9 protein-coding genes are annotated in these 11,709 nt (G+C 50.2%); all 9 read left to right on the top strand.

The annotated features are described in order from the left end of the window. Positions 1-665 precede the first annotated feature (665 nt). The 9 genes from KTH89_RS22990 (at position 666) to KTH89_RS22950 (ending at position 11,604) form a co-directional block, all read left to right on the top strand. Positions 666-1,859, top strand: a complete 1,194-nt coding sequence (locus tag KTH89_RS22990; RefSeq protein ID WP_238723260.1) for a M24 family metallopeptidase — start codon at positions 666-668, stop codon at positions 1,857-1,859. A gap of 29 nt (positions 1,860-1,888) precedes the next feature. Further along, on the top strand, positions 1,889-2,920 hold the full coding sequence (locus tag KTH89_RS22985; RefSeq protein WP_158344147.1) for a LacI family DNA-binding transcriptional regulator: 1,032 nt from the start codon (positions 1,889-1,891) through the stop codon (positions 2,918-2,920). A gap of 210 nt (positions 2,921-3,130) precedes the next feature. Continuing rightward, positions 3,131-4,249, top strand: a complete 1,119-nt coding sequence (locus tag KTH89_RS22980; protein ID WP_158344148.1) for a sugar ABC transporter substrate-binding protein — start codon at positions 3,131-3,133, stop codon at positions 4,247-4,249. A 118-nt stretch (positions 4,250-4,367) separates the two neighbouring features. After that, the gene (locus tag KTH89_RS22975) at positions 4,368-5,405 is read left to right on the top strand and encodes a phosphotriesterase family protein (RefSeq protein ID WP_238723259.1); all 1,038 of its coding nucleotides are present in this window, start codon (positions 4,368-4,370) and stop codon (positions 5,403-5,405) included. A gap of 17 nt (positions 5,406-5,422) precedes the next feature. Beyond that, positions 5,423-6,916 carry a sugar ABC transporter ATP-binding protein gene (locus KTH89_RS22970; protein WP_238723258.1) on the top strand — a complete coding sequence of 498 codons (1,494 nt, stop codon included), beginning with the start codon at positions 5,423-5,425 and terminating at the stop codon, positions 6,914-6,916. A gap of 1 nt (position 6,917) precedes the next feature. Next, the gene (locus KTH89_RS22965) at positions 6,918-7,886 is read left to right on the top strand and encodes an ABC transporter permease (RefSeq protein ID WP_158344151.1); all 969 of its coding nucleotides are present in this window, start codon (positions 6,918-6,920) and stop codon (positions 7,884-7,886) included. A gap of 63 nt (positions 7,887-7,949) precedes the next feature. After that, the gene (locus KTH89_RS22960; RefSeq protein ID WP_238723257.1) at positions 7,950-8,321 is read left to right on the top strand and encodes a sensory rhodopsin transducer; all 372 of its coding nucleotides are present in this window, start codon (positions 7,950-7,952) and stop codon (positions 8,319-8,321) included. Between the two features lie 210 nt (positions 8,322-8,531). Continuing rightward, positions 8,532-9,488 (top strand): LacI family DNA-binding transcriptional regulator, encoded by a 957-nt coding sequence (locus tag KTH89_RS22955; RefSeq protein ID WP_158344153.1) that lies wholly within the window; start codon positions 8,532-8,534, stop codon positions 9,486-9,488. 937 nt (positions 9,489-10,425) lie between these two features. After that, a complete protein-coding gene (locus tag KTH89_RS22950) occupies positions 10,426-11,604 on the top strand; it encodes a M24 family metallopeptidase (protein ID WP_238723256.1) in 1,179 nt (392 codons plus the stop codon). Positions 11,605-11,709: the final 105 nt, after the last annotated feature.

Genomic DNA, 11,709 nt, shown 5'->3' with positions numbered 1-11,709 from the left:
TCGAAAAGCCGGATTCAGGAACCGAGCCTATTCACCAGGAACACGTGATGTGTTCCCGGTTCAGAGGCTCTTGCCCGGCGGACGTGAAGTCCGCCGGGCATCCTGAATCCGGCTTTCCGATTTCACTAAGCGTCTTCTCAGCCGCCCTATGCGCCCCCGGGGAGATACAAAAGAACCCGGCCGCCCGGAGCGTCCCCGTATACCGCCCCCGGTTCCTGAATCCGGTTTTTGGATTTCACTAAGCTGCAGCACAGCCGCCCTATGCCCGCCCGGGGAGACACAAAAGGATTCCGCCGCCCGCCCTTGCGCCAGCCCGCTGCTTCCCTCGATCCAGCCCGCTCCTGCTTTGGGGTCAGGGTATGTGAAATGTTTTTTTAAGGGAAGTAATTGTGATTTTTTGTTTTTAGACTGCGAATAGTATGTGGGGCTTGACATCATTTTGTAAATAGGATATTATAATTTTATGATGTGTTAGCGGTAACATGTGGCTTAGGTAATGGTTTTGGAATGCTCCTTGGGGAGTATTTTTTGGAAAGAATATGTTAGCGGTAACATGTTGAAAAGGCCCTGTTGTGGAATAGGGTAAGCGGAAGGGAGGAGAGGGCGCTTTCGAATAGAAAATTAGGGTGTGGGTATTAGAAGATCAGACTGAAAAGGAGAGCAAAATGCAGAAAATTTGTATACCGAAAGAGGAGTTTCAACAACGTATTGACAAGATAAAAGAGTATATGACAAAAGAGCAGCTGGATGTTATATTAGTGTATGGAGATGAATATAGGAAAGAAAATCTTCGCTATGTTTCGAATTACTGGCCGATCTTTGAGCGGGGGGCGCTCCTGATTACGACAGAGGGAGAACCGATTGTCTTATGTGCTCCGGAAGGGGAGCAGGTGGCCAGGGAGATGAGCGTTTGGCCGGATGTGAGGCTGGTGCCGGATTTCTTATGCGTTACTGTGCCGGATGAGATCGAATATCCGCTGGCGAAGTTTACAAGCTTTAAGAGTCTGGCTGCCGAGCTTAGAAGCAGGACCGGTCTTTCCAGACTTGGGATCGCGGGTATGGACGCTATGTCGGAGGCGCTTTTACATAATATCAGAGAGGCTTTTGGCTGCCAGGTGGTGGACAGCAATGAGATCCTGTTTGAGCTTAGAAAGACAAAATCAGAGAATGAGATCGCCTGCCTGCGGGAGGCTGCCAGAATTGCGGAAGCAGGTTTCCGGGCAATGATGGACGCTGATTTGGTCGGTAAGACGGAACGGTATGCGGCCGGTATCGCGGAAGGGACTGCCAGAAAAGAAGGAGCGGAAGCGATTATCTTTACCGTGTTCGGTTCCGGAGAGCGGTCGGCCAGGATCGTGGGACGGGCAGAGAATAAAGTGATTGAGGACGGAGATATGCTGATGTGCGCGATGGCCGTTCAGTATGAGGGTTATGTGGTTACCTGTGAACTGCCTTTCGCGGTGGGGAACTATGGCGAAGAGACCAGATATGTGCTGGATGTCCTGATTCATGCGGCCGCGGCCGGACTTCCTTATCTGAAAGCCGGGGTGCCGATGAAAGATTTCGTCTGCGCGGTGCGGAATTACTTCCGGGATGCCGGATTGTCCGAATACGATGTGTATCCTCCTCTGCACGGCATCGGATGCGCGGAAGCGGAAAGCCCCTATCCGGATGAAAAAACAGAAGATGTTTTCCGGGAGGGCATGACAGTGAATACGGATATCAGCCTCTTTGGCCTGCCCGGAGGTTCGAACCGGATCGAGGAGGGCTTTGTCATTACCAAGGACGGAGCGGATTCGCTGTTCCCATCCATGCGCGTGTATTATGAAGAGTGGCTGAAAAACAGCGAAAATAAATAGTCTAATTTGACAAAAGGTGTGATTCTTATATGGCAACCATTGATGATGTCGCCAAGAAGGCGAAAGTATCCCGTATGACCGTATCACGAGTGATCAATAACAGCGGGTATGTGAAGGAAGAAACCAGGCTGCGCATCAATCAGGCAATCGATGAGCTGAAGTTTAAGCCGAATATGATTGCGAAAAGTCTGGTGACCAGAAAGAGCCGTACGGTCGCTTATGTGATGGTCAATATTTCGGATACATTCCATAATCTGGTCAATAAAGGATTTGAAGCGGTGGCATTTGAAAATGGGTATACGACGTTAATGTGCAACGCTCATTCTGCCAGCCGGGTAACGGATTATATCAATATGCTGCAGGAACGGTGTATTGACGGCGTGGTGCTGCATCATCTGAATATTACGAAAAAGCAGGTGCAGGAACTGGAAGAGTCCGGAGTACATTGCGTTCTGATGGACAATGAGGTGGATCTGCCGGGAGTGAACTGCGTCAATACAGATAATATGCAGGGCGCGAGACTGGCGGTAGAGCACCTGATACAAAAAGGACACACCCGCATCGGCTGCATGCACGGGACGCTGAGCTGTCCCAAGACAGACAAGGTAGCCTATGAAGACACCTTTCAATATAATATATGGAGACAGCGGACCAAGGGATTTCAGGAAACGATGAAGGAGGCTGGTCTGACTGACCGGTACCGGTATCAGGGAAACGGCTTGTCGAATCTGGTTCCCTGGTTTGCAAAAAAGACCATGGACCTGATCCTGAACGATCCGGAACCGCCCACTGCCCTCTACTGCGAAAATGATATTATGGCGCTTTCCATAATCAATGAGATGCAGGAGAGAGGAATGCGGATACCCGATGATATGGCGGTAGTGGGGCATGACGGACTGGACCTGTGCAGAATGGTACATCCCTATCTCACAACGGTGGCTCAGCCCAGATATCTGATGGGGAAAATGTCCGCGGCGATTTTGATCGACGCGATTGAAAAAAATCAGAGCAATACGAAGGTGGTTCTGCCGCCAAGTTTTTGGATCGGCGAAACGACATAAAAATAAAAATTATTTGCAGAAAAAGAGGTATTCTATTGAAAAATGTACTCGAGTATATTATAATGTATTATATACTCGAGTACACAAAAATATATAATACCAGAGGGGGATTCTCAGGAAAGGAGGTAAGAGAGTTCCGGCATCACCAGATACAAGTATTGGCAATTGGAAAGAGCAACACGTACATCTAAACTAAAGGAGGAAATAGGTATGAAAAAAGTAGTGAGTGTTTTATTGTCGATCATGTTGGTGTTGACGATGTGTGCAGGATGCCAGGAGAAGGCAGCTGAACCGTCAGGCACAGATGCAGCGGCGCCTGATGCTACGGTCCAGGAGACCCAGAAACCGGCGGAAGCGCCTGAAGCTTCGGATTCTGCCGCTTCCGGCGAATTAAAAGATTTTACCATCGGTTATGCCGGACTGGATGAATCACAGGAGCATCTGATTCCGGTAGGTGATAATATCGAGAAGATAGCCAAGGAAAAAGGTGAAGAACTGGGAATTACGATCAAAGTGATCCGCGTGGACAATGCGGGCGACGGCGCGAAAGCGGTTGAAAATGTGGATAACCTGATCCTTCAGGGAATCGATGTGCTTGTAGAGTTCAACCTTGATGCAGCCGTTAATGATACCATTTATGAAAAATGCCAGAACGCGGGAATTCCGGTTATGGCCATTGATATTCCGGTAGGCGACGCCCCTTACATGGGAGCAAACAACGTGCTGGCCGGCCAGCTGTGTGGAGAAGCGCTGGGCGATCTGGTAAACGAGAACTGGGAAGGAAAAGTGGATGCCGTATTGTTTGAGCATACTCCCGAGGCCGGCGAAGTGGTGCAGACCAGAATGGACAGTATCTTAGACGGCCTGGCAAATAAGACGGATTATTCCGTAGACGATCTCAAAGCTATAACCACGACCGTATCCATGAAAGACGACGCGATTCTGGCACAGCAGCTCTGTGCGGATTTCCTGACGGCAAATCCGGACAAGACCCATATCGTAATCGGTTCCATCAATGATATCGGAGCACAGGGAGCATTCGCGGCCGTACAGGCAGCAGGCAGAGAAGATGATGTATTTATCGTAAACCATGGCGTATCCGTTTCTACCCGTGAAAACATCTACACTCAGGAAAATGCCGGAAAACCCAACTGCTGGAGAGGCGGCGTTTCCTACTTCCTTGAGAGATACGGCGAATATATCGTACCGGGCTGTATCGAGCTGGTTCAGGGCAAAACACCCGCACCGGAAAGCCTGCTGATGGACCATCTCTATATCGACATGAACAATATCGAAGAATGGTATCCCCAGGCAGAATGGGCACAGTGACAGCAAACCGAAAGGTTTTAGAAGAGTAATGACATCGTAGACAGCCGGGCACCCGGTCGCAGAAAAGATGGCTGCATCGGGTGCCCGCTCTGATTTAGAAAAGAACGGGGGTAAGAACATGGCAGTAATGACCGTTTTAGGAAAAAAAGAGGCAGGCGAGCTGGGGATCTGCGCGCCCCACGAGCATATCTACATAGACATGAGTGTATTTTTTGCACCGCCCGAAGAGATCGGTATGAAAAATCTGGCTTATAAGCCGGTGACCATGGAAGCACTGGGAGTTTTGAAGAGAAATCCCTTTGCCGTGCTGGACAATGTCCGTATGATGGATGAAGAAACCCAGTTGGAAGAGATCCTGGCGTTTAAGAGCGCAGGCGGACAGACCATTGTGGATGCCAGTACGGTGGGATTGGGACGTGACCCGCAGCTTCTGGCCCGGGCAGCCGCGAAAACCGGCCTGAATGTAATCGCAGGAGCCGGTTTTTATGTGGAAGGCGCACAGCAGAAAGAAACGCTGGACATGAGCATTGAACAGATCGAAGAGCAGATTGTTAGGGAAATCGAAGTAGAGATTGGCCACAGTGGGATACGGGCCGGTTTCATCGGAGAGATCGGTGTCAGCCATATCCTGTTTCCTTTTGAAGAAAAATCCCTGATCGGGGCTTGCCGCGCCCAGGTGAGAACAGGCGCTCCGCTGATGATCCACATTAACCCCTGGTCGACGCAGGGAATTAAGGCCATGGATATCGTGAAGGAACATGGGATCGCCCCGGAGAACATCGTGATCTGCCACAGTGATGTGGAAAACAGGGAAGATTATATATTCCGGCTGTTGGATATGGGAGTCTATATTGAATTCGACAACTGGGGAAAAGAAATGTTCACGGACCGCTGGGATGTAAAACCCGGGTCGGGCCGCTTCGTCAATGACTGGGAGCGGTCGCTTCTGGTGAAAAAGATCATGGACAGAGGTTATGAAAAACAGATGCTTTTGTCCACCGATCTGTGTCTGAAATCCCTTCTGCACAAGTACGGCGGCTGGGGCTATGACCATATTCTGCAGCATATCATTCCCATGCTTGACGAGGTGGGCGTGACAAAAGCACAGATCGATCAGATGTTAATCCATAATCCGGCCAGATGGCTGGACAGATAAAGGGGGAAGCAGAAGATATGAGTGAAACCATCCTGAAAATGCAGGGCATCACGAAACGCTTTCCCGGCGTGCTGGCCCTGGATCAGGTTACCATATCCCTGAATAGAGGGGAAGTGCTGGCCTTGGTCGGGGAGAACGGCGCGGGTAAATCCACCTTGCTGAAAATCCTGTCGGGTGCGTATACCAAGGATGAAGGCGTGATAGAGTACGATGGGAAGGTAATCGAAGGTTATACCCCCAACGAAGCCATCGATATGGGGATCAGCATCATCTATCAGGAGCTGGATAATTACGGGACTTTGACCGTGGCGGAAAATATCCTGGTAAACGCCATGCCGAAGAAAAATGGAAAATTCAGTCCAATCGACTGGAAGGAAGCGTACAAAAGAGCGGATGAGATCATCCGGCAGATTACCGACGAGATCGATGTGACAGCCAAAGTCAGCACTCTGACCGCAGCGCAGCAGCAGTTGGTGGAGATCGCGAAGGCGATGAGCCGGAACATGAAGGTGCTGATTATGGACGAACCCACGTCCGCCTTAAACCGGGTAGAGACGGAACAGCTGCTGAAGATCGTGCAGAACCTGGCAAAACAGGGGATCAGTATCATCTATATTTCCCACCGTATGGATGAAATCTTTACCTTGTCGGACCGGATACAGGTTATGCGGGATGGCAAGAGCGTATCTGATTTTGTGACCGCTAAGACCGATGAGGAGACGATCGTAAGGGAAATGGTAGGCCGTACCCTGGACAGCATGTATCCGCATGTGAAGCAGGAACCCGGGGAATGTATATTGAAAGTGAATCATCTGACCTGCGGAAAAGCGAAAGACGTCAGCTTCAACCTGCACCGCGGTGAAATCCTGGGCTTATTCGGATTGATGGGAGCAGGAAGGACCAGTGTGGTGCGCGGGCTGTTCGGAGATCTCTATTTAAGAGACGGTTCCATTGAAATCCTGGGTAATTCAATCAAAAACCGGTCGCCCAAAGACGCCATTCATAATAAGATTGCCTATGTCCCCAACGAACGGAAGGTGGAAGGGCTTATGTTGACCGACTCCGTGCGGTTTAACATCAGCATAGCGGTGATCAACAGCCTCCAGAAACATTTTAAAGTGGACAAAAAAGCGGAAAAGAAGATGGCGGATACCTGGGTGGAAAAACTGGGAATCCGTACGCCTTCCCCGGAAACGAGGGTGGATAACCTAAGCGGCGGAAACCAGCAGAAGGTGGTTATCGCCCGATGGCTGCAGACCTCTCCGGATATTCTGATCCTCAACGATCCGACCCGTGGCATCGATGTGGGAGCCAAGGCGGAAATCTACAGCCTCATGGAAGATCTGTGCCGGCAGGGAATCGGCATTATCATGATCTCTTCCGAATTACAGGAGACGCTGTCCATGGCGGACCGGATTTTGGTTATGAGCGAGGGAAAAGTGACGGGGGAAGTACCCAGAGAAGAAGCAACGCAGGAAAATCTGATGAAACTGGCAGTGGGAGGAATCTAAGATGGAGAAGAGCTTAACGATCAGAGAACGAATCAAAAAAGGCGGGGGAAGCGAAATCACGATCTGTATCGCATATATCGGACTGTGTATTATCTTTTCCATTCTGTCACCGAATTTTTTCTCGGGAAAAAACTTTATTAATATAGGTATTTACTCAGCGATCATGGGAATTACCGCAGCTGCCACCACGCTGGTTTTGATTTGCGGTTGTATTGATATTTCGGTCGGTGCGGTGATGGGACTGACAGGGATGATCAGCGCCCTGTTATTAAAAGCGGGCGTTCCGATTGTGGTAGCGGTATTGATAGCTCTGTTGGCGGGAGCGGCGGTAGGAACCATTAACGGCCTGCTGGTATCCAAAGGGAAAATCGTGCCGATGATCGCGACCATGGCGACTATGTCCATTATCCGCGGTATTGCATATCTGACCAACAACGGTATATCCATCGTGGTCAGCAATGCCAAATTCAACTGGCTTGGCAGAGGCTATGTAGGCCCGATTCCATTTATCCTGATCATCATGGCCATCGTTTATCTGGGCATGTTCTATCTGTCGAAATATACGGCTTACGGAAGAAAACTCTACGCGACAGGCTCGAACCAAAGAGCCGGTTACCTGGCGGGTATCAATACGGATGGGACCATCTTAAGCGTCTATATCCTGAACGGCGTATTCGCCGGCCTGTCCGGTATCCTGATGGCGGCCCAGTCCGGCGCCGGGCTTCCCACTGCAGGAGATACCTACGAGATGACCATTATTTCCGCCTGTGTACTCGGCGGAACCTCCATCAACGGCGGTAAAGGAAACGTCTGGGGCACGCTGGTCGGCGTGCTGCTGCTGACCACCATCTCCAATGGCCTGACTATGCTCAGCATCTCAAGCTTCTGGCAGCAGATTATAAAAGGAACGATTCTGCTGGCGGCTGTATTGATCGACGCATGGCGCGGGGGAAGTTATAAGAAAGTCTGATGCTTTTGTGAAGGAACGGCGGAACCTATCGTTTTAATTATGATCGAAAGAGAGGAAATGAATATGAACGGCAATAAATCGTGGTTTATCGTGGATGGATACAGGCCTCCCGTTGAAAAAGGCGGAGCGGATGATTATGTGGGACATGAATGCATTATGGTTTTAAATTGCAATGACGAAGATGCGCATGTTGAGATCGATGTGTATTTTGCGGACCGGGAACCGGTGCTTGGTCTTCCTTTAACGGTGCCGGCCAGACGGGTGAAGGCATTTCGCACGAATGACCAGACGGTCTTCGGGGAACTGGAACTGGGAATCGGCAGGCAGTATTCTCTGAATATCAGAAGTGACGTGGACGTAGTCGTGCAGTACGGCCGTCTCGACATTAATCAGGACAATATGGCTTACATGGCTACCTTGGGCTATCCCGGCTGAGAATGGACAGGTATGAGAGGCATTTTTCCTGATAATTATACGGACTTGAGATAAAGATGGGCCCGGAACATCCTGTCCCGCCAAAGAGCGAGGCAGGATGTTCCGGGCCTTTTGAAATAAGAGCTATGCACACTGTTTGAATTTATGTTAATATGGAAAACAGGAGATGGATGATAATTCGTAAGATAAAATGTTATCAGGAGGGTGCTTATGGTATCGATGAAGGACATTGCCAGAGAATTGAATCTGTCCAGGTGTACGGTATCTAATATTCTGAATAATAAACTGGATCAGTACAGCTACCGGAAAGAGACAATCGAACTGGTACGGAATAAGGCGGAGGAAATGGGATATGTGGTGAATAATCTGGCACAGTCGCTGAAAACAGGGACGGCCCATATGATTGCGCTGGTTATCCCGGATATTTCCAGTACATTTTATATTGAGATTATACGGAAAATTGAGCGGCTTGCTTATGACAGCAATTATGGACTGATCGTCTGCGTGACGGAGGAGCAGGTCGATAAAGAGCGCAGGATACTGGAGATGCTGAAAAGCCGGCGCGTGGACGGGGTGATCATAGCCTGTGTGTCCTATACGGATACGGAGATCGATGAAAGCGCCTACAAGGTGGTGGCTTTTGACCGGATCGTAAAAAATGCCCAGTTTCCAACCGTGACCGTGGATGATAGGAAGGTCTGTTATGACCTGACGAACCGTATCCTGGAGAAAGGATATGTTTCACCGCTGTTTGTGGGTACTTCGGAGCAGGATTATACGGTACAGTGCCGTCTGGAAGGATTTCAGAAGGCGCTTAAGGACCATGGACTTGTCTTTAAGCAGGATCAGGTGTTTTATGACTGGTATAATGAAATGGACGCTTACGAATGGATCAGCAGAATACGCAGGGACGGTAGGATTCCGTTTGATTCCATCGTCTCTACTACGAATGAAATTTTGTTCGGTGTCATGAAGGCGATGGGAGATGAATTCCGTGATATCGGTTATGGCGGATTCTATTCGTTTAACGGCTCTTCGTTCATGGGCGAGAAGATTATTAATGTGATACCGCCCCCGGATATGGCGGAACTTTCGTTTCGGATGCTGCTGAACCGTATCCAGGGCAAGACAGTTGAAAATAAGGTTTTAGAGGCCAGGATCATGTAGGTATCTTCTTTGCTGGTGGGGGCTTCGTATGCCCGCTGCTTACGGCATGGAACCGTGGGCGGTATACGGGGACGCTCCGGGCGGCCGGGTTCTTTTGTATCTCCCTGGGGGGCGCGGAGGGCTAGCGCTGGAATACGCTAAGTGAAATCGAAAAGCCGGGTTCAGGAACCGAGCCTCTGAACCAGGAACACGTGATGTGTTCCCGGTTCAGAGGCTCTTACCCGTCGGACGTGAAGTCCGCCGTGCATCCTGAATCCGGCTTTCCGATTTCACTAAGCGTATTCACAGCCGCCCTATGCGCTCCCAGGGAGATACAAAAGAACCCGGCCGCCCGGAGCGTCCCCGTATACCGCCCACGGTTCCATGCCGTAAACAGCGGGCATACGAAGCCCCGGGAAGAACACTAAGTTAATGCGACTGCCCCCGGTTCAGAGGCTCTTGCCCGTCGGACGTGAAGTCCGCCGTGCATCCTGAACCCGGTTATTCGATTCCCCTAAGCGGATGTCCAGCCGCCCTATGCGCTCCCAGGGAGACACAAAAGAATCCGGCGGCCGGGAACATCCCGAAATACGGATACCGCCTGCGGATTTAAGCTCTAAACTCCAGGCAGCGGGCATACCAGAATCCGGCGGAGTAACTGATGTGTTGGAGAATATACTTATGGGTTTGAGAATATATTAATGAGTTTGTGAGAAAGATCAGTCCGTTTTTAAATAAATTTTATAAATTTTTGTGATTATGTATTGAAAAATATACTCGAGTATATTATGATGAAGATATACTCGAGTACATAATAAGTTTTACTACCTTTTTGCTACTAATCGATCTTTTTTAATGGGAGCGTATGGGAACCGGATATTAGAGGAAAGTGCGAGAAATTTGCCTATTTAATAGGGGCGCTTTTGCTATTGGGTGCATACGCGAAATGGAGGAAAAAATGAAACCTAGAATCGAACATCAGGAATTTGAAGAGCGGATTAAGAAAACACAATTAGCCATGGCGGAGGAGGGACTGGACCTGATATTCGCTTATGGAAATGAAGCGGAGCCTCAGTATATCCGGTATTACAGCAATTATTGGCCCAGCTTCGAGGTAGCGGGCGTATTGATTCCGGCAGAGGGGGAAGCGATTCTGATCATCGGGCCGGAGAGCGAGACCTTCGCGGGCTCCGTTTCTCATATCGCTAAGATTAGAAAAGTGCTGGCGTTCCGGGAATCCTCGGAACCGGAATATCCGGGAGCCGTATTGTGTACTATGGCCGAGGTAATGAAGGAAGCCATGCAGGGGAAAAAGGCGAAACGGATCGGTATCGTAGGCGGCTGCCTGATCTCCCATGTGGTATATCTGGCGCTTGATGAGGCTTTGAAACAGATGGATAACCCTGAACTTGTGAAGGCGGATCTTCTGGTATCCAAGCTGCGCGCGATCAAATCTCCGGCTGAGATAGCTTGTATGAAAGAGGCTTACCGGATTACGCAGTGCGCTATGATCAAGGTACTGGACAATATCCGTGTGGGGATGACGGAGGAACAGGTGCGCGGAATCGCGGTAAGCGTCATGTTCGAAGAAGGAGCGGAAGGTGAAGCCTATCCCTGCTGGGTACTGGCCGGTGAAGGCTCGAATCTGGCCATCGGCCGCTGCCGCGGCAGAGTCATACAGCCCGGTGATCTGGTGCACATCCAGATCGGCGCGCGTTATCAGGGATACGCGTCCACGATCGGCAGGGCTGTGGTTATGGGAAAGGCCACCGAGGCTCAAAGACAGCTGATAGAAGCCAGCCTGGCCGGTCAAAAGGCGATCCTGGCAACAGCGCGCGCGGGAGTCAATGCAAAAGAGGTGAGCGACGCCCACTACCAGGCGATTAAAGAGTTGGGACAGGAACAGCATCTTCTGTATGGACCCTGCCATGGAACCGGCCTGATGGAAGGGGAATACCCCTGGATCGAGTCCAACTCGGATTATCCGCTGGAGGAAGGCATGACTTTTTGCACCTGCGTCTATCTGGGCGACGATGAGAACAAAATGGGAGTCCGGTTTGAAGACGGCTTCCTGGTAACCCGGGACGGAGCCGAATCCTTTTCCGATTACCGGAGAGAGCTGATTGAAATTATGTAGTTGTTTAATAGAAAGCGCCGGAAGGTGCGCGAAGAGGTGTGGCTTTGGTATGACTAAGCCGCGCCTCTTCGCGTTCAGCCTGTTTTTTACAGCCTTTTTTCCTTG

Source organism: Diplocloster agilis (assembly GCF_019042275.1).
Classification (GTDB): domain Bacteria; phylum Bacillota; class Clostridia; order Lachnospirales; family Lachnospiraceae; genus Diplocloster; species Diplocloster agilis.
Note: the sequence above shows the minus strand (reverse complement) of the source record. Positions and strands in the feature narration are given on the sequence as shown.

Bases quoted from the DNA above. Each gene is read 5' to 3' on its own strand.
- KTH89_RS22990 (WP_238723260.1), top strand. From the start codon at position 666: ATGCAGAAAATTTGTATACCGAAAGAGGAGTTTCAACAACGTATTGAC.
- KTH89_RS22985 (WP_158344147.1), top strand. From the start codon at position 1,889: ATGGCAACCATTGATGATGTCGCCAAGAAGGCGAAAGTATCCCGTATG.
- KTH89_RS22980 (WP_158344148.1), top strand. From the start codon at position 3,131: ATGAAAAAAGTAGTGAGTGTTTTATTGTCGATCATGTTGGTGTTGACG.
- KTH89_RS22975 (WP_238723259.1), top strand. From the start codon at position 4,368: ATGGCAGTAATGACCGTTTTAGGAAAAAAAGAGGCAGGCGAGCTGGGG.
- KTH89_RS22970 (WP_238723258.1), top strand. From the start codon at position 5,423: ATGAGTGAAACCATCCTGAAAATGCAGGGCATCACGAAACGCTTTCCC.
- KTH89_RS22965 (WP_158344151.1), top strand. From the start codon at position 6,918: ATGGAGAAGAGCTTAACGATCAGAGAACGAATCAAAAAAGGCGGGGGA.
- KTH89_RS22960 (WP_238723257.1), top strand. From the start codon at position 7,950: ATGAACGGCAATAAATCGTGGTTTATCGTGGATGGATACAGGCCTCCC.
- KTH89_RS22955 (WP_158344153.1), top strand. From the start codon at position 8,532: ATGGTATCGATGAAGGACATTGCCAGAGAATTGAATCTGTCCAGGTGT.
- KTH89_RS22950 (WP_238723256.1), top strand. From the start codon at position 10,426: ATGAAACCTAGAATCGAACATCAGGAATTTGAAGAGCGGATTAAGAAA.